The sequence below is a fragment of the Rhizobium sp. SL42 genome, from assembly GCF_021729845.1.
Lineage (GTDB): Bacteria > Pseudomonadota > Alphaproteobacteria > Rhizobiales > Rhizobiaceae > Allorhizobium.
Map to the genome: position 1 here is coordinate 2,627,620 of NZ_CP063397.1, position 23,872 is coordinate 2,651,491.

The following is a 23,872-nucleotide window of genomic DNA, read 5'->3' on the forward strand; positions in this document are numbered from 1 at the left end:
CTATATATTGTGCGGCGCGGCAAACCGGTTATGAATTGAGCTTCGGACCGGGCGCAAGACCCGGCCTGGGAGCTTTGTAGTGCAAGGGGGACTCGTGGCGAACGACCAATCGACAGGCGAATTGCCGCTTTTGTCCGTGCGGGGCCTCAGCAAGCTGTTCGGCAGCTTCAAGGCCTGCGATGGCATTGATCTCGATATCGGCCACGGCGAGATTCACGCGCTTCTTGGCGAAAACGGCGCGGGTAAATCAACGCTTGTAAAGATGCTGTTCGGAATTCTGGCCCCTTCGGCCGGTTCCATCTCCTGGCGGGGGGAAGAAACAGTGATCGCCAATCCGGCCGAGGCGCGGCGCCTTGGGATCGGCATGGTGTTTCAACATTTTTCGCTGTTTGAAGCGCTCACGGTCGCCGAAAACATTGCTTTGTCGCTCGATGAGAAGATCTCGATATCCGACCTGTCGAAGAAGGCCGCGGAACTGTCGATCGCCTACGGCCTGCCGCTCGATCCCGACGCCCACGTCGCCGATTTGTCGGTAGGCGAAAGGCAGCGCATCGAGATCGTTCGCGCGCTGCTGCAAAATCCCAGACTGATCATTCTCGATGAACCGACATCCGTCCTGACACCGCAGGAAGCCGATCGCCTGTTCGAGACCTTGTTCAAACTGAAAGCCGAAGGACGTTCGGTTCTATATATCAGCCACCGGCTGGAGGAGGTTCAGCGCATCTGCGACCGGGCAACGGTCCTGCGGCATGGCAGGGTCACGGGCGCCTGCGATCCGCGCCGGGAGACACCTGCCTCGCTTGCCCGCATGATGGTCGGTGCCGAAGTTGCCGGCGTCGAAAAAGTCGACCCACCGGCCGACGGTGCGCTTCAGCTCGAAGTCACTGCATTGTCGGTAAGCCCACGCTCACCGTTTGCCATGCCGCTCAAGGCGGTGTCGATGACGGTTCGCGCCGGTGAGGTTCTGGCGATCGCCGGCGTTGCCGGCAACGGTCAGAGCGAATTGTTTGACGCGCTGTCCGGCGAATATCCGGTGGAAAGCGCAGATCAGATCCGCATTCGCGGCCATGCCGTCGGCCACCTCGGCATCAATGCACGCCGACTGCTCGGCGCGGGCTTCGTTCCCGAGGAACGGCATGGTCATGCTGCCGTGCCAACGATGAGCCTGTCGGAGAACCTGTTCCTGTCGCGCAATGCCTCCGACCGCAAGGCCTATCTGGCCGGAGGAAAACTCGGGCTGATTCGCCACGGGCTCGTACAGCAGGCGGCGCGGCGCATCTCCGAGATGATGGATGTGAGAAAGAGCGGCGATGACCCGGCTGCGGGCTCGTTGTCGGGCGGCAATCTGCAGAAATTCATTGTCGGGCGCGAACTCGATCGCCAACCTTCCGTTCTGGTCGTCAATCAGCCGACCTGGGGCGTCGACGCAGGCGCGGCCAGCCGGATCCGGCAGGCACTTGTCGATCTGGCGAAAAGCGGTTCGGCCGTCGTGGTGATCAGCCAGGACCTCGACGAAATCTTTGAAGTGGCAACCAGCATTGCGGCAATCTCCGAGGGAAAACTGTCGGCGGTCCATCCGGCCGGCAGCATGAACCGCGAAAAGATCGGCATCCTCATGGGCGGCATGCATGGCTTGGAGACGGCGCATGCGCATTGAACTTGAACGCCGTCCGCGCCAGTCGGCGCTGTTTGCCATCATCTCGCCACTGCTGGCGCTGGCCCTGACCGTGTTCTTCGGCGGCATCATGTTTGCGCTGCTCGGCAAGGATCCGGTCTCTGCGCTCTACAGCTTCTTCATCGAGCCGCTGCTTGAGGTCTGGTCGCTGCATGAACTGGCGATCAAGGCCGGTCCGCTGATCCTCATCGCTGTCGGCCTGTCGGTCTGTTATCGCTCGAACAACTGGAATATCGGCGCGGAGGGTCAGTTCACGGTCGGTGCCATTACCGGTTCGATCCTGCCGATCATCTTCTACGAGTGGCATTCACCGCTGCTGCTGCCGCTGATGATGGTCATGGGGGCGTTGGGCGGGGCGGTCTATGCCGGCATTCCGGCCCTGCTCAAGACCCGCTTCAACACCAACGAGATCCTGACCAGCCTGATGCTGGTCTATATCGCCCAGCTCTTCCTCGATTGGCTCGTGCGTGGCGCCTGGCGCGATCCCGGCGGCTACAACTTCCCCCAGAGCCGCAGCTTTGTCAGTGAAGCCGTGCTGCCGGAAATCCTGTCGTCATCGGGTCGCGCCCATTGGGGCTTTGCCTTCGCGCTGGTGGCTGCCGTCGCCGTCTGGTTCATGATGCGCTATACGCTGAAGGGTTTTCAGGTCGTCGTGCTGGGGCAATCCGAGCGGGCAGGGCGGTTTGCCGGTTTCTCTGCGCGTGGCATGGTCTGGTTTTCGATGCTGTTTTCCGGAGCGCTCGCTGGCCTCGCTGGGATATCGGAAGTGTCGGGATCCATTGGCCACCTGCAGCCGTCGATTTCGCCAGGTTACGGCTTTACCGCAATCATCGTCGCTTTTCTTGGACGTCTCAATCCGCTCGGTATCGTCGCCTCGGGCCTGGTGCTGGCGCTGACCTATCTGGGCGGTGAAGGCGCGCAGCTGTCGATTGGCGTCTCCGACAAGGTCACCCGTGTCTTCCAGGGTCTGCTGCTCTTCTTCGTCCTCTCCTGCGACACTCTTATTCTCTACAAGGTACGCATCGTCTTCGATCGCGCCCGCAAGCTTGCCGGGAGGAGCGTATCATGATTGTCGAAGCGATCCTGCTCACCGTCATCACCGCTTCCACGCCGCTGGTCATTGCCGCACTTGGTGAGCTGGTCACCGAGCGCTCCGGCGTGCTCAATCTGGGCGTCGAGGGCATGATGATCATCGGCGCCGTCTGCGCATTTGCCGCCGCCCAGGTATCCGGATCTCCCTTCATGGGCGTTCTGGCAGGTGTTGCCGCGGGGGCGGCCTTCTCGTTGCTCTTCGGCTTCCTGACACTCACCCTGGTGGCAAATCAGGTCGCCACCGGCCTCGCCCTGACTATTCTCGGCCTTGGTGTATCCGGCATGGTCGGCGAGAGCCTGGTCGGAGTGCCGGGCGTCAAGCTTGCCCCGATCGCTATTCCGGTGCTTGCCGATATCCCGGTTCTCGGGCCGCTGTTCTTCAAGCAGGACATCATCTTCTACCTGTCGATCGCTTTGGTGATCGGGGTGAACTGGTTCCTGTTCAAGAGCCGCGCCGGGCTGAAACTGCGAGCCATCGGCGACAGCCATGGCTCGGCCCATACGCTCGGCCTTCCGGTCATTCGCACCCGTTATCTCGCGGTCATGTTCGGCGGCGCTTGTGCCGGTCTTGCAGGAGCACAGCTGTCGCTGGTCTACACGCCGCAATGGGTGGAAAACATGTCGGCGGGCCGCGGCTGGATCGCGCTGGCGCTGGTCGTCTTCGCCGCCTGGCGGCCCTGGCGGCTTTTGGCCGGCGGCTATCTTTTCGGTGCCGTGACCATTGGACAGCTGCACGCCCAGGCTTTCGGCATCGCTCTTCCCTCGCAGTTTCTCTCGGCGCTGCCCTATGCCGCGACCATTGTCGTCCTGATCATTATCTCCCATAATCGGCGCACGACGCTGATCAATACGCCGGCCTCGCTGGGCAAGCCTTTCGTGCCGGATCGTTAAAAGAAAACAAAAGCTTCAACCTAACCACACAGGGGTACATCATGAAGAAATTCCTTCTTGCGCTTGCCGCTTCGGCTGCGGCACTTGCCGCGGTCGCTGCACCTGCCTCCGCGCAGGACAAGACGAAAATCTGCTTCGTCTACGTCGGCACCAAGACTGACGGTGGCTGGACGCAGGCGCATGACATCGGCCGCCAGGAACTGCAGGCCCATTTCGGCGACAAGATCGAAACGCCGTTCCTCGAAAGCGTTCCGGAAGGTCCCGACGCTGAGCGCGCCATCGAGCGCATGGCCCGTTCCGGCTGCGCCTTGGTCTTCTCCACATCGTTCGGCTTCATGGATGCGACCCTGAAGGTCGCCGAAAAGTTCCCGGATGTGAAGTTCGAACATGCGACCGGCTACAAGACAGCTGCCAATGTTGCCACCTACAACTCGCGCTTCTATGAAGGCCGCTTCATCAACGGCCAGATCGCCGGCAAGATGTCGAAGAAAGGTGTAGCCGGCTACATTGCTTCCTTCCCGATCCCGGAAGTGGTCGGCGGCATCAACGCCTTCCTTCACGGTGCCCGCACCGTCAACCCTGAATTCAAGCTGAAGGTTATCTGGGTCAACACCTGGTTCGACCCCGGCAAGGAAGCCGATGCAGCCAAGGCGCTGATCGACCAGGGCGTTGACATCCTGACCCAGCACACCGACACCACCGCGCCGATGCAGGTAGCCCAGGAGCGTGGCATCCAGGCATTCGGCCAGGCATCCGACATGATCGCCGCCGGCCCGACTGCCCAGCTTAGCTCCATCGTCGACACCTGGGGCGCCTACTACATCAAGCGCACCCAGGCGGTGATCGACGGCACCTGGGCCAGCCAGCAGACCTTTGACGGCCTGAAGGACGGTATCCTCACCATGGCGCCGTTCACCAACATGCCGGACGACGTCAAGGCGATGGCGACCGACACCATGACCAAGATCAAGTCGGGCGAACTCAAGCCCTTCACCGGTCCGATCAACAAGCAGGACGGCACGCCGTGGCTGAAGGAAGGCGAGTCGGCCGATGACGGCACCATCCTCGGAATGAATTTCTACATCGAAGGCGTCGACGACAAGCTGCCGCAATAATCGCGCGGACATTGCAGTTGCAATCACGGAAAGGGCGCCTCGGCGCCCTTTCTTTGTTGTGGATATACAAAAATACGGAAATGCTAAGATATGGCCCTTGCGGATGGTGTGCATTGCTACGAGAAGCCTTCAGAAAATAGCGAATCGCAAAGACACAAGGGAGCACAGGCATGCGCAAGGAAGCGATTGCCGGCTGGTTATTGGCTTCGAGGCCGCGGACGAACCACGCCCGTGTGGTCGAGCAGCTGGGTCTGGCGATTGTGTCGGGCGAGTTTGCCGTCGGCGATGTGCTGCCTGGCGACCCGGAACTGCAGCAGCGTTTTGAGGTTTCCCGGTCCGTCTTGCGTGAGGCGATGAAAACCCTGGCGGCCAAGGGCCTTGTCGTTGCCAAGTCGCGCATTGGAACGCGCGTGACCGATCAGTGCTATTGGAACCTCCTGGATGAGGACGTCCTGCGTTGGCATTTCGCCAGTGGCGTATCGGCGGCATTTATCGACCATCTCTATGACATTCGCCTTTTGCTGGAGCCAGCGGCGGCGGCCTATGCAGCGCAGCGCGCTACGGCCGACGACTGTGCCGAATTGCGCAGTTTTGCGGCAAAGCTCGGTTCAACGGAATTCGATTGGCAGTCTCAGGTGGAAGCCGATCTCTGTTTTCATCTTCTCCTGATGCTCGTAGGTGGAAATCCGTTCATGGAAAGCATGGTCGGCTTCATACGCGCGGCGCTCGAGGGGGCATTCACGCTGGCGCTGAAGCCGCCGGTACCCAACCGGGATGCCGAATTGCGTGATACCCATATGGCGATCGTCGAAGCGGTGGAGCGCGGCGATGTAGATGCAGCAAGGGCCGCGATGGAAAACGTCGTCCAGCTTGGTCGGCGAAGTGCGATTTATGCCGTCGAACGGGTCCACACTTCCTGACCGGCACTGCTTTTCAGCTTGCGGCCAACAGAGCGGCTCGCTAGTGAAATTTCATTGCAGCAACGACCGGAGTTTTTCATGGCACGCAGATGTCTCGCCGTCATTCTTGCCGCTGGCGACAGCACCCGGATGAAATCATCCATGTCGAAGGTGCTTCATCCGGTGGCCGGACGTCCGATGATCGCCCATGTCATGGCCTCCATTGCCGCCTCCGGCATCCATGACGTTGCACTGGTGGTCGGACGTGACGCCGAACGAGTGGCAAAGGCGGGCAGCCTGGACGGCATGACAGTGGAAAGTGTCCTGCAGGTCGAGCGGCTGGGCACCGGCCATGCTGTATTGATGGCCCGCGACGCGATCGCGCGCGGTTATGACGAGATTTTGGTGGCCTATGGCGATGTGCCGCTGATCACGCCCGGACCGCTCATGGCCGCACGAGAAGCGCTGGCCGGTGGTGCGGACGTTGCCGTCATCGGGTTTCATACCCAAAACCCGACGGGTTATGGTCGCCTGCTGGTTGAAGACGGCGAGCTGGTGGCGATCCGTGAGGAAAAGGATGCAACCGAGGCCGAGCGTGCTGTCACGTGGTGCAACAGCGGCCTGATGGCCATCGATGGCCGCAAGGCGATCGACTTGCTGTCCCGCATCGGCAACACCAATGCCAAGGGCGAATATTATCTGACCGACCTCGTTGAGATCGCCCGGTCGCTCGGCGGCCGTGTCGTGGCCGTCGATGCGCCAGAAAGCGAGCTGACCGGCTGCAACAACCGCGCCGAACTTGCCGTGATCGAACGCCTCTGGCAGCAGCGTCGTCGCCATGAACTGATGGTCTCCGGGGTTACGATGATTGCACCGGAAACCGTCTTCCTCAGCCATGATACAGAGATCGGCCAGGATGCGCTGATCGAGCCGAATGTCGTCTTCGGTCCGGGCGTCGTGGTCGAGAGTGGCGCCGTGATCCATGCCTTCTCCCATCTCGAAGGCGCCCATGTCGCAACCGGAGCGACCGTTGGGCCCTACGCGCGACTGCGCCCGGGCGCGAACCTGGCCGAGGGATCCAAGGTCGGCAACTTCTGCGAGGTCAAGAAAGCCGAGATCGGCAAGGGCGCCAAGGTCAATCACCTGACCTATATCGGCGACGCTTTTGTTGGTGCCGAGAGCAATATCGGCGCAGGCACGATCACCTGCAACTATGACGGCGTCAACAAGCACGAGACGCGCATCGGCGAACGCGCCTTCATCGGATCCAACTCGTCGCTGGTTGCGCCAGTCACCATAGGCAATGGTGCTCTGGTCGCGTCTGGCAGTGTCGTCACCAGGGATGTGCCGGCTGATGCACTCGCTTTCGGCCGCTCACGGCAGGAGATGAAGCCCGGCGGCGCCGTGAAGATTCGCGAGAAGAACCTGGCGATCAAGGCAGCAAAGAAGGCCGGCAACTAAGTCTTGCATCGCAATGCGTTCACCATTGCTGCATTGCGTTACGTTACGAAATGCAATTTGACCTCACCGAAGATTGCGCATTCCGGCAAAACCGGTAGGACTGACGCAAATTATTGATGCCAGACGGAGAATTTCATGTGCGGTATTGTTGGTATTGTCGGTAACCAGCCGGTTGCAGCGCGCCTCGTCGATGCATTGAAGCGGCTCGAATATCGCGGCTATGATTCTGCCGGTGTTGCAACGATACATGACAACATGCTCGAGCGTCGGCGTGCCGAAGGCAAGCTTTTCAATCTCGAGACGAAGTTGGCTGCCGAGCCGCTGGCCGGCAATATCGGCATTGCCCATACCCGCTGGGCAACCCACGGCGTGCCGAACGAAACCAATGCCCATCCGCATTTTGTCGATGGCGTCGCCGTCGTCCACAACGGCATCATCGAGAACTTCTCTGAGATCAAGGATGAACTCTCGGCAGGCGGCGCAACCTTTGCGACCCAGACGGACACCGAAGTCGTGGCGCAACTGCTGGCGAAATATCTCCGTGATGGCCTCGGGCGTCGCGAAGCGATGCACAAGATGCTGCGTCAGGTGACCGGCGCCTATGCGCTCGCCGTGATCTTCAAGGATGATCCCTCGACCATCATGGCGGCGCGCTCCGGCCCGCCGCTGGCCATCGGCTTCGGCGATGGCGAAATGTTCCTCGGCTCCGACGCGATTGCGCTTTCGCCTTTTACCAACCGCATAGCCTATCTGCAGGACGGTGACTGGGCGGTGATCGGCGCGCGCGGCGCACATATCTTCGATCTCGATGGCAATCCCGTCGACCGTCAGGTCCAGATTTCCTCGGCCAGCGCCTACATGATCGACAAGGGCAATCATCGCCACTTCATGGAAAAGGAAATCTACGAACAGCCGGAGGTGATTTCCCACGCGCTGTCGCACTACGTCGATTTCGCCGCCAACAAGATAAAGCCTTTCGAGGGCGAGCTGGATTTCGCCAGCCTGCGTGGTCTGGCCATGTCCGCCTGCGGCACGGCCTATCTTTCGGGTCTGGTCGGCAAATACTGGTTCGAACGATATGCCCGCCTGCCGGTCGAGATCGATGTGGCCTCGGAATTCCGCTACCGCGAAATGCCGCTGTCTGAGGATCAGGCCGCTTTCTTCATCTCGCAATCGGGCGAGACGGCTGACACGTTGGCCTCGCTGCGCTACTGCCGCGAAAACGGCCTGAAGATCGGCGCAGTGGTCAATGTCAGGGAATCGACGATTGCCCGCGAAGCCGATGCCGTCTTCCCCATCCTTGCCGGACCGGAAATCGGCGTCGCGTCGACCAAGGCGTTCACCTGCCAACTCGCCGTGCTTGCCTCGCTGTCGATTGCCGCCGGTCGCGCTCGCGGCACGCTGACGGACGTCGAAGAAAAGCAGCTGGTCAAGCACCTGGCGGAAATGCCGCGCATCATGTCGCAGGTGCTGAACAGCATCCAACCGCAGATAGAAGCCCTGTCGCGCGATCTCGCCAAGTTCAAGGACGTTCTTTATCTCGGCCGCGGTACCAGCTATCCGCTGGCCATGGAAGGCGCACTGAAGCTGAAGGAAATTTCCTATATCCACGCCGAAGGTTATGCGGCGGGAGAATTGAAGCACGGCCCGATCGCACTGATCGACGAAAACATGCCGGTGATCGTCATTGCGCCGCATGACCGCTTCTTCGACAAGACCGTATCCAACATGCAGGAAGTGGCCGCCCGCGGTGGCCGGATCATCTTCATCACCGATGAAAAGGGTGCCGCCGCCTCCAAGCTGGAGACCATGGCGACCATCGTCCTGCCGAACGTCGCCGAGATCATCTCGCCGATGGTCTTCTCGCTGCCGATCCAGCTGCTCGCCTATCACACGGCCGTCTTCATGGGCACCGATGTCGACCAGCCGCGCAATCTGGCCAAGTCGGTAACCGTGGAATGATCATTCGGGCAGAGCGCGCCGGTGACGAGGCCGCCATTGGCGCCGTCACCGCTGCAGCCTTTGCCGTAATGCGCTACAGCGACCAGACCGAGCCGCTGATTGTCGATCGATTGCGCGATGCCGGCGCACTGACATTGTCGCTGGTGGCCGAGGAGGCCGGAGCGATCCTCGGGCATGTCGCGTTTTCGCCGGTGTCGCTTTCGGGTGGAGACGAAGGCTGGTACGGCCTCGGCCCGATCAGCGTCGCGCCTGCGCATCAGGGCAGGGGGATCGGCTCGCGTCTCGTCTGCGAGGGACTGGATCGGTTGCGCTCACTCGGTGCCGCCGGCTGCGTCCTGCTCGGCGATCCGGCTTATTACAGCCGCTTCGGCTTCCGCCTGGATCACGGTCTCGTGCTTCCCGACGTTCCGCCGGGACATTTCCAGGCTTTGCTCTTGCATGGTCCGGATGCCTTGGGCATTGTCGCCTTCAATCCGGGTTTTTACGGCAGTGCACAATAACGGCGGTTGATGACTGAGAATTCTGATCCAATTTCGGTGGCCACGCGACTCAGGAACGACTTCCTGACCGGTCTGATCATCTGCGCACCGGTCACCATCACCATCTGGCTGACCTGGACATTCATCCGCTGGGCCGACAGCTGGGTAAAGCCTTACATTCCGGATCGTTACAACCCCGAAAACTACATTCAGTTTGCCATTCCCGGCACCGGCTTGCTGCTGGCGCTGATTGCCATCACCCTGATCGGTTTTCTCGGCAAAAACCTGATTGGCCGCTCGATCGTTGCCTATGGCGAATCGGTGCTGCATCGCATGCCGCTGGTGCGCACGGTCTACAAGAGCACCAAGCAGATCTTCGAGACCGTATTGAAGGAGCAGTCGAGTTCCTTCAAGAAGGTTGGGCTGATCGAATTTCCAGGCCCGGGAAGCTGGGCTCTGGTTTTTGTCTCCACCGATGCAAAGGGTGAGATCGCCGCGAAGCTCAACGAGGATGGCGAGGAGATGATCGCGGTCTTCATGGCGCCGACCCCTGTGCCAACCGCAGGCTTCCTGATCTTCGTGCCGCGCAGCAAGGTGAAGCTCCTCGACATGTCGCCGGAAGAGGGTATCAAGCTGCTGATTTCCGCAGGCCTGGTGACACCAAACTGGACGCCGAAGCCGGAACCGCTACCGGAAATCCCGGTCACTCAGCCCCCCGTCAGCCAGCCCTCCGTCAACCAGCCCTGAGAAACCGGATCGCTTCGTCGCGGCGATGCAGATAGAGCAGCGTGCGTACCGCTTCGCCGCGCGCCGATGTCAGTTCGGCATCCCTCTCCAGTAGATAGCTTGCGTCCTTGCGGGCGATCTCCAGCAGGTCGCCATGCGCCTCTAGGCTGGCGATCTTGAAGCCCGGCGTGCCGGATTGGCGCGTTCCCAGCAATTCGCCTTCGCCGCGCAGCTTCAGGTCTTCCTCGGCAATCAGGAACCCGTCCTCGCTGTCGCGCAGGATTGACAGCCGCGCCTTGCCGTTCTCGCCCAGGGGGCCCTTGTACATTAGGATGCAACTCGACGCCTCGTCGCCGCGCCCGACACGGCCGCGCAACTGGTGCAATTGGGCAAGGCCGAAACGCTCGGCATGTTCGATCACCATGATCGTCGCATCCGGCACGTCGACGCCGACTTCGACCACGGTGGTGGCGACCAGCAGTCTCGTCTCGCCGGACTTGAAGGCGAGCATCGCTGCGTCCTTTTCCGGCCCGCTCATGCGGCCATGCACCAGACCGATCGGCGCCTTGATCATCATCGACAGCACCGAATGGCGCTCCTCCACCGACATCAGCTCGCTTTCTTCGGTCTCCTCGACAAGCGGGCAGATCCAGTAGGCCTTCTTGCCCTCGGCGATCGCCGCGCGCAGCCGCTCGATTACATCCTCAAGCCGCTCCGTCGGCACGGTGACCGTCTGGATCGGTTTTCGTCCGGCCGGCTTTTCGGTGAGTTTCGACACATCCATGTCGCCGAAGGCCGCCAGCACGAGCGTGCGCGGGATCGGTGTTGCCGTCATCACCAGCATATGCGGCGTGATGCCCTTGGCCGTCAGGCGCAGGCGCTGATGCACGCCGAAACGATGCTGCTCGTCGACGACCGCCAGCGTCAGGTTCTTGTAGGACACTGCGTCCTGGAACAGCGCATGGGTACCGATGACGATCTGCGCTTCGCCAGAAGCGATCCGCTCCAGAATGGCCTCGCGCTCCTTGCCCTTGGTCCGCCCGGTCAACACCTCGATCCGCAATCCGGCCGAGGCGCCAAGCTTCGACAGTGTCGCGTGATGCTGCCGTGCGAGGATTTCCGTCGGCGCCATCAGCACAGTCTGGCCGCCGCTTTCGACGGCCGCCGCCATGGCAAACAGCGCCACCAGCGTCTTGCCCGCGCCGACATCGCCTTGCAGGAGCCGCAGCATGCGGGTATCCGAACTCATGTCTTTCAGGATATCGGCAATCGCCGCGACCTGGCTCTTTGTCGGGGAAAACGGCAGCGTCGCGCGGATCTTGTCGCTCAACAGCCCCGTCGGCTTGATCGGCACGCCCGGTATCCGCCGCAGCTTTTGCCTGACCAGCGCCAGCGAAACCTGGCCGGCCAGGAATTCGTCATAGGCGAGCCGTCGTCTTGCCGGTGCCTGCGGGTCGACATCCTTTTCTTCACGCGGATGATGCAGCGCGATCAGCGCATCCTTGACGCTGGCAAATCCCTGCTTCTGCACAAGCGGTGGATCGATCCACTCTGCAAGCTCCGGCATGCGCTCGACGGCAGCCTCGATCGATTTGCGCAAGACTTTTGGCGATAACCCCGCGGTCAGCGGATAGACGGGCTCGACCAGCGGCAGGTTCTCCGCCTCGCTCGCCTTGACCATGAAATCCGGATGCACCATCGAGGCCCGGCCATTGAACCAGTCGACCTTGCCCGACACCATGACGATCTCGTCGATCGGCAAGGCCTTTTCCAGCCAGTTGCCTTTGGCGCGGAAGAAGGTCAGCGCCAGTTCGCCCGTTTCGTCATGCAGGAAAACGCGGTAGGGCAGGTTGCTCTTGCCCGGCGGGGGAGGCTGATGCCGATCGACCCGTCCCGTGACTGTCACCAGTGCGCCCGGCTGGGCCAGCGCAATGCCTGGTTGATGCCGCCGGTCGATCAGCCGATGAGGGGCGAGAAACAGCAAGTCGACGACGCGCGTATCCTCCGCATCTTCGCGTCCCATCAGGGTTGCGAGAAGCTGGGCGAGCTTGGGGCCAACGCCTGCAAGCGAGGCAACGGAGGCGAACAGGGGATCAAGTAGGGTAGGGCGCATGATGCCGGCAAAATGCCCCGCAAATTGCCGCCTTGGCAAGCTGACAATTGCTTCGCTTAGTTCTATAGAGGCCCATCAACAGGAAGGAATGCGCCGATGACCGGTTTGATCATGAGCAGTGCCGAGCTTGATCCGCGCCGTCGGCGGATATTGTTCCGCTGCTGGCATCGCGGCATCCGCGAGATGGACCTCATGCTCGGCCAGTTTTGCGAAGCCGAGATCGCAACCCTGTCGGACACCGATCTTGACGAACTGGAGCTGATCATGGCCGAGGAGGACAATGATCTGGTCAAGTGGGTAACGGGTGCCGCGCCCATCCCCGACCGTTTCCAGACGCCGCTCTTTACCCGCATTGCCGCTCTTCGCCCCGATTTTTCGCCGGTCAACGCCGAAACGCTTGCAAAGTAGTCCAATATGTCCCTGATCGATGTGAAGCGGATCGCCAAGGCGCAATCCGCACTGACGCTGTCGCATGTGCCCGATGGCATGGATGCCTTCATTCTGGCCGAGCTTGCCCGCGAAGGCCGGCCGGTCGCCTATGTCGTCTCCGATGGCCAGCGCCTGCAAAACATCGAGCAGATCCTGAGCTTTGCCGCACCGGAAATCCCGGTGCTGACGCTGCCCGCCTGGGATTGCCTTCCCTATGACCGCGTCTCGCCTTCGGCCGATGTCTCGGCCCGTCGCCTCTCGGCGCTGACCGGCCTGATTTCGCTCTATCTGAAGCCGCATCCGGCGATCGTGCTCGTCACCGTCAATGCCATGCTGCAGAAGGTGGCGCCCGCCGATATCATCGACAGCCTCGGTTTCTCTGCCAAACCCGGCAACACGTTGAAGATGGACGACATCGCCGCGCGGCTGGAGCGCAACGGCTTCGACCGTGTCGCGACCGTCCGTGAGGTCGGCGAATTCGCCGTGCGCGGGGGCATCCTCGACGTGTTTGTCCCCGGCTCCGAAGAGCCTGTTCGCCTCGATTTCTTCGGGGACACGCTGGAGAGCATCCGCTCCTTCGACCCGGCCTCCCAGCGCACCATCGGCCAGGTTCGTTCGCTCGATCTCAACCCGATGAGCGAAGTGACGCTGACGCCGGAGGTGATCGGCCGCTTCCGCAAGAACTATCTGTCGCTGTTTGGCGCCGCCACCCGTGACGATGCGCTCTACGCGGCCGTCTCCGAAGGCCGCCGTTATGCCGGCATGGAGCACTGGTTGCCGCTGTTTCATGATCATCTGGAAACCACTTTCGACTATCTCAAGGGTTTCCGCATCGTCACCGACCATACTGTGCGTGAGGCGGCCGAAGAGCGGGCCAAGCTGATCCGCGATTATTACGAGGCGCGCCTCAACAGTGCGACGCCGGGCAAGGGCCACCTGTCGCAGGGAACACCCTACAAGCCCGTGCCGCCCGAGCGCCTCTATCTCGGCGCCGCCGAATTCGGCCGCAACCTCGATGCCTTCGATCCGATCCGCATCACTCCCTTTGCCGAGCATGGCGGCGAGAGCCGCACCGTCATCGAGGTGGAAGCCCGCCCGTCACCACGCTGGGCCAAGGCCGCCGCCGCAACCGAGGACGGCGAGGATGCCAAGCGCGTCAACGTCTTCACACAGGCTGTCAAATATATCGCCGACAAACGGGCGGCCGGCGCCAAGGTGCTGATTTCCGGCTGGTCGGAAGGCTCGCTCGATCGCCTTTTGCAGGTGATGAACGAACACGGCCTTGAAAAGCTCAAACCCGTGGCCGCCCTCAAGGATATGGCGACCCTCAAGAAGGGCGAAGCCGGCACCACCGTGCTCAGCCTCGAGGGTGGCTTCGAAGCCGGCGATCTGATCATCGTCGGTGAACAGGACATTCTCGGCGACCGCATGGTCCGTCGTTCAAAGCGCCGCAAGCGTGGTGCCGATTTCATCTCTGAAGTCGCCAGCATCGACGAAGGTTCGATCGTAGTGCACGCCGAACATGGCATCGGCCGCTTCATCGGTCTGAGAACGATCGAGGCTGCGGGTGCACCGCATGCCTGCCTCGAGCTGCAATATGCCGACGAGGCCAAGCTGTTTTTGCCGGTCGAGAACATCGATCTTTTGTCGCGTTTCGGCGGCGAAGGCACCGAAGTTCCGCTGGACAAGCTCGGCGGTGGCGCCTGGCAGATGCGCAAGGCCAAGCTGAAGAAGCGCCTGCTCGATATGGCCGGTGCCCTGATCCGCATCGCCGCCGAGCGCATGACCCGCACGGCACCGGTCCTGACCACCCAGGAGGGCCTCTACGACGAATTCGCCGCCCGTTTCCCCTATGACGAGACGGAAGACCAGATGAATGCCATCGAGGCCGTACGCTCCGATCTTGGCGAAGGCCGCCCGATGGACCGGCTGATCTGCGGCGATGTCGGCTTCGGCAAGACGGAAGTGGCCCTGCGCGCTGCCTTCGTCGCGGCGATGAACGGCATTCAGGTCGCCGTCGTCGTTCCGACCACGCTCCTGGCCCGCCAGCATTTCAAGACCTTCACCGAACGCTTCCGCGGCCTGCCGATCCGTATCCAGCAGGCCTCGCGCCTGGTCGGCACCAAGGAACTCAACCTGGTCAAGAAGGAAGTGGCGGACGGCAAGACAGACATCGTCGTCGGCACCCATGCATTGCTCGGGGCTGGCGTCAATTTCGCCAATCTCGGCCTGCTGATCATCGACGAGGAGCAGCATTTCGGCGTCAAGCACAAGGAACGGCTGAAGGAGCTGAAGTCCGACGTCCATGTCCTGACCCTCTCGGCCACGCCGATCCCGCGTACCCTGCAGCTCGCCATGACCGGCGTGCGCGAACTGTCGCTGATCACCACGCCACCGGTCGACCGCATGGCGGTGCGCACCTTCATCTCGCCATTCGATCCATTGGTCATCCGCGAAACCCTGATGCGCGAGCATTATCGCGGCGGCCAGAGTTTCTATGTCTGCCCGCGTCTCGCCGATCTTGCCGACATCAAGGCCTTCCTCGATAGTGACGTGCCGGAGCTGAAGGTGGCGATCGCCCATGGCCAGATGGCCGCCGGTGAACTCGAAGACATCATGAACGCCTTCTACGAAGGCCGCTATGACGTGCTGCTGTCGACCACGATCGTCGAATCCGGCCTCGACGTGCCGACGGCCAATACCCTGATCGTGCATCGCGCCGATATGTTCGGCCTGGCGCAGCTCTACCAGATCCGCGGCCGCGTCGGCCGCTCCAAGGTCCGCGCCTTCGCGCTGCTGACGCTGCCGGTCAACAAGGTGATGACCACAAGCGCCGAACGCCGCCTCAAGGTCCTGCAGTCGCTCGACACGCTTGGCGCCGGTTTCCAGCTCGCCAGCCACGACCTCGACATCCGTGGCGCGGGCAACCTTCTCGGTGAGGAACAGTCCGGCCATATCAAGGAGGTCGGATTTGAGCTTTACCAGCAGATGCTGGAGGAGGCGGTCGCCGAAGTGAAGGGCGTCGACGAGGTCCATGATACCGGCTGGTCACCGCAGATCCAGGTCGGCACCTCGGTGATGATCCCGGACGACTATGTGCCGGACCTGCATTTGCGCCTCGGCCTCTACCGTCGTCTTGGAGAGATCACCGAACTGAACGACATCGACGGCTTCGGTGCCGAAATGATCGACCGCTTCGGCCCGATGCCGGTCGAGGTCCAGCATCTGCTGAAGGTCGTCTATATCAAGGCGCTGTGCCGCAAGGCCAATGTCGAGAAACTGGAAGCAGGCCCCAAGGGCGTCGTCGTCCAGTTCCGCGGCAAGCAATTCCCCAACCCGGCAGCACTGGTTGGTTATATCGCCAAGCAGGGCACGATGGCCAAGATCCGTCCCGACCATAGCGTCTTCCTCACCCGCGACCTGCCGACGCCGGACAAGCGGCTGGCTGGGGCTGCCGTGGTGATGACGCAACTGGCGGAACTGGCAAAGGGCGCTTAAGCGCGCTCGTCGTCGAATTCCGGCTTGACCGCCAGCGCCGCCTCGCTCTTGCCGGGCAGGGATGGCGGCAGGGCGACGCCGCGCTTGCGCTCGCGCGTCAGCGTCAGCAGACCAGAGCTGACGATCAGCGCGATGCCGACAGCCATGAAACCATCGACCTTGTCGCCGAAGACGAGATAGCCGAGCAGGATTGCCCAGAGCATCTGGCTGTACTGGATCGGCCCGACGATGGCGGGCGGCGCGTAAAACGAGGCCAGCATCATCAGCACGTTGCCGATGGCCCCGAGGATGCCGAAGGCGGCGAGCAAGGCAAAGTCGCCGGTTGACGGCATCTGGAAGTTCGGCACGGCAACGACGGCGCAGATCAGCACGCTGCCGAGCAGGCCCGCGCCATAGAGAGAGATGTTCTTTTCCTTCGGACCCATCGCCCGGAAGATGACGATCGAGACGGCACCGGCAAATCCGGAGACGAGCGCAGCCAGGTGGCCGGTCTGCAATTCGCGAAAGCCCGGCCGCAATACGACAAGGACACCGATGAAGCCGATCAGCACGGCGCTCCAGCGTTTGATGCCGACCTGTTCCTTGAGGAAGATCACCGACATGATCGTCGCAAACGACGGCAGCAGGAAGATCAGGCAGAAGGCTTCGGCCATGCTGAGCTGGGTAAAGGCGATGATGCTCCCGATCGTGCCGACCGCCGAACAGACGAAGCGCAATGACCAGAGCGGCCAGTTCGTGGTGCGGACCAGATCCAGCCAGTGGTCGCCCCTCTTCATCAGGAAGGGAATGGCGAGAATGCCGAAGCTCGATCCGATGAAGCCGGCCAGGAACGGCGACACCCGCCCTTCGACCAGCTTGATCGATCCGTCACTGAATGCGTAGGCGGCAAAGCAGATGAAGGCGAGGATGACGCCTTTGAACGTGGTATCGGAAGACAAGGTGAAAATCCCGGGGAGGAGGTGACCTCATCGGGATACGGGTGTTCGCGCCAACCGTCAATTCAGATTGCGCATGGCTTCCGCCTTGGCCTTGGCGATTTCGCGCATCGCATTGGCAAGTTCGGCCGCAGGCTGCGCACCGCTGACGGCATATTGCTGGTCGAAGATGAAGAAGGGCACACCGTTCACGCCCATCTGCTTGGCCGCATCGACTTCCGACAACACATGCTGGACATCGGCCTCACCGGCCAGCAGCGTCTCGACGACCGAGCGCATCATTCCTGCCTCCTCGGCAATGTCGACCAGGACCTTCGCATCGCCGATATTGCGGCCTTGTTCAAAATTGGCGCGAAACAATCCGTCGACGACGCGGCCTTGAACTTCCCGGCTCTCCTGGCTCGCCCAGTGGATCAGCCGGTGCGCGTCCAGCGTATTCGGGCCAATCTTGATCGCCTCGAAATTGAACGCGATCCCGACCTCGGCCCCCAGCGCCTGCAATTGCGCATGGGCCTGATCCATGCGCTCCTTGCCGCCAAGTTTCTTGGCAAGTTCTACCTGATGATCGACACCCTCCGGCGGATAGTCTGGGTTGAGCTGGTAGGGCCGCCAGTTGATGTCGATGCTGACCTCGTCCTGCACCTCCGCGATCGCCAGCTCAAGCCGCGCCTTGCCGAGGAAACACCAGGGGCAGACGACGTCCGAAACGAGGTCGATGGTGATGCGATCCATGATGAATGTCCTTTCGGGGAGAGACAGGCGAAAATTCAGTGTCCGCAATAGACAAACGCCAGCCCGGGTCAAGCCGGGACTGGCGGTTTGCCATGCACGTCCGCGTGAGATTACTGCGCGCGCGCGTCAAACCACACGGAGCGCTGATAACCGTAGAGCGGTGTCGCCTCCGGGCGGCCGATATGCTTCCAGCGTGCGACCCATTGCTCGCCTGTATGATAGAGCGGCACGACATAGTGCCCCGCCACCAGCAGCCGGTCATAGGCCCTGACGGCAGCCTTGAAATCTTCCGGGTCGCGGGCCTGCAGCAAGGCCTCGATCATCCGGTCGATATCGGCATCGGCCACGCCGGCATAGTTGAAGCTTCCCGGCGCATCCTTCGAAGCCGAACCCCAGCGATTCGGCTGCTCGGCGCCCGGCGACAGCGAGGACGTGTAGGACTTGACGATCATGTCATAGTCGAAATTGTTCGATCGCGCCTGATACTGTGCATCGTCGACGGTCCGGATCGCCATGTCGATGCCGATCAGCTTCAGCGTGCGCTGATAGGCGATCGCCATCTTCTCCTGGCCCTCGTTCTGCGTCATGACCTCGAAGGCGAGCGGCTTGCCGCTTTGATCCAGCATCTTGCCGCCCTTGATCCGGTACCCGGCCTCGGCGAGCAGCTTGACAGCCTGGCCCAGCGCCTTGCGGTCGCCGCCCGACGCATCGGTCTTCGGCAGCGCATAAGTGCCGGACAGGATCTCCGCCGGGATCCTGTCCTTCGCCGGCCCGAGCAGCGCAAGCTCGCGGTCGTCGGCGGCATTGCCATAGGCGCCGAGCGCCGAGTTCTGCCAATAGCTCTGCGTGCGGTTAAATGCGCCGCTGAACAGCGTCTTGTTCAGCCATTCGAAATCGAATGCCACCGACAGCGCCTCGCGCACCTTTGCATCGGCAAAGATCGGCCGGCGGGTGTTGAAAACGAAGCCGAGCATGCCGGATGGCAGGCCGGGCTTGAAGGCTTCCTTCACAACATCGCCCTTCTGCACGGCCGGAAAGTCATAGGCGCGCAGCCAGTGATTGGCGTCACCCTCGGGATAGACGTCGATCTCGCCTTTCTTGAACGCCTCGAACAGCGTCGATTCCTGCAGGAAATAACTGACACTGATCTCATCGTAGTTGTCGAAGCCGATCTTCGAGGCGATATCCTTGCCCCAGTAGTTAGGGTCGCGCTCCCAGGTGATCTTCTCCCCGGCGCGGATGTCCTTGATCTTGTAAGGACCGGAGCCGACCGGAATGGTCAGGGACGTCTGGTCGAATGTGGCGGCATCGACGGCATGTTTCGGCAGGATCGGCGTCGAGGATGCGAAGATCAGCGCCGTCTCTCGATTGGCCTTGTCGTTGAAGGTAAACTTGACGCCATGCTCGCCGACTTTTTCCATCGTCTCGACGACCGCCAGCCGTGAATTGAACGGCGGACGGCCCTTGTCGCGCAACAGTTCGAAGGTGAACATCACGTCCTCCGGCGTCACTGGCTTGCCGTCGTTCCAGCGTGCCTTCGGATTGATGTTGAACTGGACGAAGCTGCGCGCCTCGTCCCATTCCACCGTTTCGGCAAGCAGGCCATAAAGCGTGAACGGCTCGTCGGACGATCGGGTCATCAGCGGTTCGTAGAGCAGGTTGCCGAATTCCGGATCCCATACGCCGCGTGCCGACGTCCGCATGCCTTTTAGCACGAACGGGTTCAGTGCATCGAAGGTGCCGACGACGCCATAATTGACCTTGCCGCCCTTTTTCGTGTCAGCATTGACGTAAGGGAACTGCTTGTAGTCGGCGCTGAGCGCCGGCTCACCATGCATGGCGATCCCGTGCAGCGGCTCTGCTTGCGCAAGCGAACAGAAGGGCAGGAACAGCAGGCTGAGGGCAAGGCGACGCAATGTGAAGTCCTCCGGCAAGAATCTGGAAACGTCGGGAAGCTAGCACAGTCACCACAAATCCAACACATCGCGGTGCGAATAACCGAAAAGGCATTGCCGTTGCTTCAAAGAAAGGCTGGATATTCCAGCCGTCGCGATGTAACAGGTGAGCCAGATCGCTAGGTCATGTATTTGCCTCATTTGGACGACAGGTGACGGCCAGCACGACCGGTGAACGACGCGGCGCAAAGTCCGCGCGCCAGGGGTTTTCAGGAGACGGAATACGGATGATGTTCAATTTCAACAAAGCAACGCGGACGGCTGTGTCTGCTCTCGCTCTGACGCTCGGTGCAGCTGCCATGCCGGTTGCAGTCCAGGCTCAGGAAGCGGCTCCGGCTGCTGGCCCTGCCAAGTGGTTCAAGACCTGCGCCAAGCAGGAAGAATCCGACGTCTGTGTGGTGCAGAACCAGCAGGTCGCCGCAAACGGACAGCTGATCACCGCCGTTGGCCTGATCTCGGTCGAGGGCAAGGTCAACCGCAAGCTGATGCAGGTGACGGTACCGACCGCGCGCCTGATCCCGCCGGGCATCCTCATGCAGATCGATGGTGCCAAGGGCGTCAAGCTCGACTACACCGTCTGCCTGCCGGACCGCTGCACGGCTGAAATGCCGCTGACCGACGCGATTATCGCCAGCCTGAAGAAGGGCAACGAGGTTGTCCTGACGTCGATCAACTTCCGCCGCGCGCCGAACCCGATCAAGATTCCGCTTGAAGGTTTCACCGGCGCTTTCGACGGTGAGGCGATGTCCCAGTCGCAGGCTGACGAGCGTCAGCGTCTGCTGCAGGAAGCCATGCAGAAGAAGCAGGAAGAGCGCAACAAGGCGATCACCGACGCCCAGAACGCGGCAAAGCAGGGCAACTGATAGCAGCTCCTCGCATTGCATAAAGATCAGCCCGCGTCCAAGGACGCGGGCTTTTTCATGCCTGGGAGGAGATTGTCGGATACCGCATCTCGTCAATGCGTGAAGTTGGCCTTCGGCTTGTAGTGCCCGGCATGCGCCTTGTCGAAGATCTGCTGGATATGCGGATTTCTCAGAGGCTCCTCGCTTCCATCCGGCTCCAGGTTCTGCTCGGAAACATAGGCGACATATTCCGTCTCCGAGTTTTCCGCGAGCAGATGGTAGAAGGGCTGGTCCTTGCTCGGACGCGCCTCTGCCGGGATCGCATTCCACCATTCCTCGGAATTGGCGAATTCCGGGTCAACATCGAAGATCACGCCACGGAACGGGAAGACCTTGTGCCGTACGACATCTCCGATACCAAATTTAGCGCTTCGTTGTTTCATGGTTTCACTTCCTTTCCCTTGTATATTTGGGATGGAAACACGGACAATCAAGGGTTCTCGTCTTTGCCGGCCGCGCCAACAGCCGCTTTGCTCCCGAATGCGGTCGCAAGAACAAGTCCGCCCATGACAAGCACGATCCCAGCCATATGATAGGTTTCGAAGCTTTCGCCGAGAAAGACCACCGCCATGACGATCGAGGTCGGGGGCATCAGATAGAGCGTCATGCCCGCTATGCCAGGCCCGAAAACCTGCACGGCGTGCTGGAAGCAATAGAAGGCGGCCAGCGAGGCAAACAGGATGATGCCGGCAAGCTTGGCGAAGTCGCGCGGCGTATCCGGCAAAAGCCCCCCGGTCAAAACGTCATGCAGTCCGGGCGGGACCAGAACAATCGCGCCGGACAGGGCGAGCAGCCCGAACAGCGGCAGCGGCGGCATCGCCCTGACCGCCGGGTTGCGCAGCAGCAGTGAATAGAGCGCAAACGCAATCGCTGCAGCCAGGATCGCAAGATCGCCGATATTGAAACTCAGGTGCAGCAAGGCTGCAAGATCACCCTTCAGCACGATTACCGCCACCCCGGCAAATGCAATCATCATGCCGGCAAACTCGATGACACTGATCCTGCGGCCTTGGAAAAGCCATTGAAAGACGATGATGAACAGCGATGACGTCGTGTAGATGAGCGTTGCATTGGAGGCAGTCGTCTGGGTCAGCGCCCAGTAGACGACGCCGCCACAGACACCCATGCCCAGGATGCCGAGCACCAGCCACAGCACGGTGTGATGGCGAACGAACGCAAGGCACAGCTGGCGTTCGCGCCAGACAAACGGAAACATGATCAGCGCCGATCCGGCCCAGCGCAGCAGCGCCGTAGTGTAAGGAGCAATATCGCCGGTGATGCCGCGACCAAAGATCAGGTTGGACGAGAAGAACACCGGCGCGAGCAGAAACAGCGTCCAGTCGACCAGGCGAGGCGGCGAAGCGGTTTGAGGCATGGGGCCGTCTGTCTTTCGCTGTTGAAGCCGGGAAAGAGGATGCGCTTCCCTAACGTAGTATATCTGACGTTACGTAAAGATATTCGGCAACCTTGGAACGCCCGGGTTTGCAAATAAAAACGCCGGCGAAACAATCGCCGGCGTCTTTTTGAATGTGAACGGAATCATGTATCTCCGGGCCAATCAGGCCGAGTAGTACATGTCGAATTCGACCGGATGCGGCGTCATTTCGAAGCGCATCACTTCGTGCATCTTCAGTTCGATGAACGAATCGATTTGGTCGTCGTCGAACACGCCGCCGGCCGTCAGGTATTTGCGATCCTTGTCGAGGTTTTCCAGGGCTTCGCGCAGCGAGCCGCAGACGGTCGGGATCTTCTTCAGTTCCTTCGGCGGCAGGTCGTAGAGATCCTTGTCCATGGCCTTGCCCGGATGAATCTTGTTCTTGATGCCGTCCAGGCCGGCCATCAGCATCGCTGCAAAGGCCAAATACGGGTTTGCCATCGGATCCGGGAAGCGGACTTCGACGCGCTTGGCCTTCGGGTTGGAGCCGAACGGAATGCGGCACGAAGCGGAGCGGTTGCGGGCCGAGTAGGCGAGCAGAACCGGAGCCTCGTAACCCGGGACCAGACGCTTGTAGGAATTGGTCGACGGGTTGGAGAAGGCGTTGATCGACTTGGCATGCTTGATGATGCCGCCGATGAAATACAGGCAGGATTCCGACAGGCCGGCATATTCGTCACCGGCAAAGGTCGGCTTGCCGTCCTTCCAGATCGACATGTGCACGTGCATGCCCGAGCCGTTGTCGCCGAAGATCGGCTTCGGCATGAAGGTTGCCGTCTTGCCATAGGCGTTGGCGACCTGGTGCACGACATACTTGTAGATCTGCATCTTGTCGGCATTGCGCACCAGCGCGTCGAACTTGATGCCGAGTTCGTGCTGGGCGGCAGCCACCTCGTGGTGATGCTTTTCGACGACCACGCCCATTTCGCCGAGAACGGTCAGCATTTCGGAACGCATGTCCTGAAGGCTGTCGATCGGCGGAACCGGGAAATAGCCGCCCTTGACGCGCGGACGGTGGCCGAGGTTGCCGGTCTCATAGTCGGTGTCATCGTTGGACGGCAGTTCCGACGAATCCAGCTTGAAGCCGGTATTGTACGGATCGGCCTTGTACTTGACGTCGTCGAAGACGAAGAATTCGGCTTCCGGACCGACGAATACGGTGTCGCCGATACCCGATGCCTTCAGATAGGCTTCGGCCTTCTTGGCGGTGCCGCGCGGATCGCGGTTATAGGCTTCGCCCGAGACCGGGTCGAGAATGTCGCAGATGATGACCATCGTCGACTGCGCGAAGAACGGGTCCATGTGAACCGTGTCCGGATCCGGCATCAGAACCATGTCGGATTCGTTGATCGCCTTCCAGCCGCCGATCGAAGAGCCGTCGAACATGACGCCATCGGCGAACATATCTTCGTCAACGCAAACCACGTCCATCGTGACGTGCTGCAGCTTGCCCTTCGGGTCCGTGAAGCGCAGGTCGACAAACTTCACGTCGTTGTCTTTGATCTGCTTGAGAATATCGCTTGCGGTCGTCATTTTATTGTTTTCCTCGCGTGAGATGACGATTAAGCCCGAC

At 61.1% G+C, this 23,872-nt stretch carries 19 protein-coding genes; 12 read left to right on the forward strand and 7 right to left on the reverse strand.

The window, feature by feature from the left end; translation table 11 throughout:
* The first annotated feature begins 94 nt into the window (after window positions 1-94).
* The 9 genes from IM739_RS12450 to IM739_RS12490 all read left to right on the forward strand — a co-directional run bounded on the left by IM739_RS12450 (window position 95) and on the right by IM739_RS12490 (window position 10,321).
* Window positions 95-1,657 carry an ABC transporter ATP-binding protein gene (locus IM739_RS12450; protein WP_237368046.1) on the forward strand — a complete coding sequence of 521 codons (1,563 nt, stop codon included), beginning with the start codon at window positions 95-97 and terminating at the stop codon, window positions 1,655-1,657.
* Window positions 1,647-2,744, forward strand: a complete 1,098-nt coding sequence (locus IM739_RS12455; RefSeq protein WP_237368047.1) for an ABC transporter permease — start codon at window positions 1,647-1,649, stop codon at window positions 2,742-2,744. Before IM739_RS12450 ends, IM739_RS12455 begins: the two co-directional genes overlap by 11 nt.
* Entirely contained in the window at window positions 2,738-3,658 is a 921-nt protein-coding gene (locus IM739_RS12460) for an ABC transporter permease (protein ID WP_237371060.1), read from the forward strand. Before IM739_RS12455 ends, IM739_RS12460 begins: the two co-directional genes overlap by 7 nt.
* 41 nt (window positions 3,659-3,699) lie before the next feature.
* A complete protein-coding gene (locus IM739_RS12465; protein WP_237368048.1) occupies window positions 3,700-4,773 on the forward strand; it encodes a BMP family ABC transporter substrate-binding protein in 1,074 nt (357 codons plus the stop codon).
* Window positions 4,774-4,943: 170 nt separating this feature from the next.
* Window positions 4,944-5,693, forward strand: coding sequence for a FadR/GntR family transcriptional regulator (locus IM739_RS12470; protein ID WP_237368049.1), 750 nt, complete (start codon window positions 4,944-4,946; stop codon window positions 5,691-5,693).
* Between the two features lie 78 nt (window positions 5,694-5,771).
* Window positions 5,772-7,133, forward strand: coding sequence for a bifunctional UDP-N-acetylglucosamine diphosphorylase/glucosamine-1-phosphate N-acetyltransferase GlmU (gene glmU, locus IM739_RS12475; RefSeq protein WP_237368050.1), 1,362 nt, complete (start codon window positions 5,772-5,774; stop codon window positions 7,131-7,133).
* A 135-nt stretch (window positions 7,134-7,268) separates the two neighbouring features.
* The gene (glmS, locus tag IM739_RS12480) at window positions 7,269-9,095 is read left to right on the forward strand and encodes a glutamine--fructose-6-phosphate transaminase (isomerizing) (protein ID WP_237368051.1); all 1,827 of its coding nucleotides are present in this window, start codon (window positions 7,269-7,271) and stop codon (window positions 9,093-9,095) included.
* Window positions 9,092-9,595, forward strand: coding sequence for a GNAT family N-acetyltransferase (locus IM739_RS12485; RefSeq protein ID WP_237368052.1), 504 nt, complete (start codon window positions 9,092-9,094; stop codon window positions 9,593-9,595). Before glmS ends, IM739_RS12485 begins: the two co-directional genes overlap by 4 nt.
* Window positions 9,596-9,604: 9 nt before the next feature.
* Window positions 9,605-10,321 carry a DUF502 domain-containing protein gene (locus tag IM739_RS12490; protein WP_237368053.1) on the forward strand — a complete coding sequence of 239 codons (717 nt, stop codon included), beginning with the start codon at window positions 9,605-9,607 and terminating at the stop codon, window positions 10,319-10,321.
* Here the strand turns inward: IM739_RS12490 and recG are convergent.
* Window positions 10,308-12,413, reverse strand: a complete 2,106-nt coding sequence (gene recG, locus IM739_RS12495; protein ID WP_237368054.1) for an ATP-dependent DNA helicase RecG — start codon at window positions 12,411-12,413, stop codon at window positions 10,308-10,310. The two genes, IM739_RS12490 and recG, sit on opposite strands and share 14 nt — an antisense overlap.
* A gap of 96 nt (window positions 12,414-12,509) precedes the next feature.
* Between recG and IM739_RS12500 the strand changes: the two genes are divergently transcribed.
* Both IM739_RS12500 and mfd read left to right on the forward strand, forming a co-directional pair.
* Window positions 12,510-12,821, forward strand: a complete 312-nt coding sequence (locus tag IM739_RS12500) for an FAD assembly factor SdhE (protein ID WP_237368055.1) — start codon at window positions 12,510-12,512, stop codon at window positions 12,819-12,821.
* Window positions 12,822-12,827: 6 nt separating this feature from the next.
* Window positions 12,828-16,340 (forward strand): transcription-repair coupling factor, encoded by a 3,513-nt coding sequence (mfd, locus tag IM739_RS12505; protein WP_237368056.1) that lies wholly within the window; start codon window positions 12,828-12,830, stop codon window positions 16,338-16,340.
* Here mfd and IM739_RS12510 read toward each other — a convergent pair.
* The 3 genes from IM739_RS12510 to IM739_RS12520 all read right to left on the reverse strand — a co-directional run bounded on the left by IM739_RS12510 (window position 16,337) and on the right by IM739_RS12520 (window position 19,923).
* The gene (locus IM739_RS12510) at window positions 16,337-17,278 is read right to left on the reverse strand and encodes a DMT family transporter (protein ID WP_237368057.1); all 942 of its coding nucleotides are present in this window, start codon (window positions 17,276-17,278) and stop codon (window positions 16,337-16,339) included. The two genes, mfd and IM739_RS12510, sit on opposite strands and share 4 nt — an antisense overlap.
* A 57-nt stretch (window positions 17,279-17,335) precedes the next feature.
* Complete coding sequence (locus IM739_RS12515) at window positions 17,336-18,007, reverse strand: DsbA family oxidoreductase (protein WP_237368058.1); 672 nt, start codon at window positions 18,005-18,007, stop codon at window positions 17,336-17,338.
* 110 nt (window positions 18,008-18,117) lie between these two features.
* The gene (locus IM739_RS12520; RefSeq protein WP_237368059.1) at window positions 18,118-19,923 is read right to left on the reverse strand and encodes an extracellular solute-binding protein; all 1,806 of its coding nucleotides are present in this window, start codon (window positions 19,921-19,923) and stop codon (window positions 18,118-18,120) included.
* Window positions 19,924-20,189: 266 nt separating this feature from the next.
* Here IM739_RS12520 and IM739_RS12525 point away from each other — a divergent pair, with 266 nt between their 5' ends.
* Entirely contained in the window at window positions 20,190-20,825 is a 636-nt protein-coding gene (locus IM739_RS12525) for an invasion associated locus B family protein (RefSeq protein WP_237368060.1), read from the forward strand.
* 92 nt (window positions 20,826-20,917) lie between these two features.
* Here IM739_RS12525 and hspQ read toward each other — a convergent pair whose 3' ends face one another.
* From hspQ to glnA, 3 genes are all read right to left on the reverse strand, one after another.
* On the reverse strand, window positions 20,918-21,247 hold the full coding sequence (gene hspQ / locus IM739_RS12530; protein WP_237368061.1) for a heat shock protein HspQ: 330 nt from the start codon (window positions 21,245-21,247) through the stop codon (window positions 20,918-20,920).
* A 47-nt stretch (window positions 21,248-21,294) separates the two neighbouring features.
* Window positions 21,295-22,239 (reverse strand): DMT family transporter, encoded by a 945-nt coding sequence (locus IM739_RS12535; protein WP_237368062.1) that lies wholly within the window; start codon window positions 22,237-22,239, stop codon window positions 21,295-21,297.
* A 183-nt stretch (window positions 22,240-22,422) separates the two neighbouring features.
* Entirely contained in the window at window positions 22,423-23,832 is a 1,410-nt protein-coding gene (glnA, locus tag IM739_RS12540) for a type I glutamate--ammonia ligase (protein WP_237368063.1), read from the reverse strand.
* Between the last annotated feature and the right edge of the window lie 40 nt (window positions 23,833-23,872).

Bases quoted from the DNA above. Each gene is read 5' to 3' on its own strand.
- IM739_RS12490 (WP_237368053.1), top strand. From the start codon at position 9,605: ATGACTGAGAATTCTGATCCAATTTCGGTGGCCACGCGACTCAGGAAC.
- IM739_RS12485 (WP_237368052.1), top strand. From the start codon at position 9,092: ATGATCATTCGGGCAGAGCGCGCCGGTGACGAGGCCGCCATTGGCGCC.
- IM739_RS12470 (WP_237368049.1), top strand. From the start codon at position 4,944: ATGCGCAAGGAAGCGATTGCCGGCTGGTTATTGGCTTCGAGGCCGCGG.
- glmS (WP_237368051.1), top strand. From the start codon at position 7,269: ATGTGCGGTATTGTTGGTATTGTCGGTAACCAGCCGGTTGCAGCGCGC.
- glmU (WP_237368050.1), top strand. From the start codon at position 5,772: ATGGCACGCAGATGTCTCGCCGTCATTCTTGCCGCTGGCGACAGCACC.
- hspQ (WP_237368061.1), bottom strand. From the start codon at position 21,247: ATGAAACAACGAAGCGCTAAATTTGGTATCGGAGATGTCGTACGGCAC.
- IM739_RS12455 (WP_237368047.1), top strand. From the start codon at position 1,647: ATGCGCATTGAACTTGAACGCCGTCCGCGCCAGTCGGCGCTGTTTGCC.
- IM739_RS12515 (WP_237368058.1), bottom strand. From the start codon at position 18,007: ATGGATCGCATCACCATCGACCTCGTTTCGGACGTCGTCTGCCCCTGG.
- mfd (WP_237368056.1), top strand. From the start codon at position 12,828: ATGTCCCTGATCGATGTGAAGCGGATCGCCAAGGCGCAATCCGCACTG.
- IM739_RS12535 (WP_237368062.1), bottom strand. From the start codon at position 22,239: ATGCCTCAAACCGCTTCGCCGCCTCGCCTGGTCGACTGGACGCTGTTT.
- IM739_RS12500 (WP_237368055.1), top strand. From the start codon at position 12,510: ATGACCGGTTTGATCATGAGCAGTGCCGAGCTTGATCCGCGCCGTCGG.
- recG (WP_237368054.1), bottom strand. From the start codon at position 12,413: ATGCGCCCTACCCTACTTGATCCCCTGTTCGCCTCCGTTGCCTCGCTT.
- IM739_RS12525 (WP_237368060.1), top strand. From the start codon at position 20,190: ATGATGTTCAATTTCAACAAAGCAACGCGGACGGCTGTGTCTGCTCTC.
- glnA (WP_237368063.1), bottom strand. From the start codon at position 23,832: ATGACGACCGCAAGCGATATTCTCAAGCAGATCAAAGACAACGACGTG.
- IM739_RS12465 (WP_237368048.1), top strand. From the start codon at position 3,700: ATGAAGAAATTCCTTCTTGCGCTTGCCGCTTCGGCTGCGGCACTTGCC.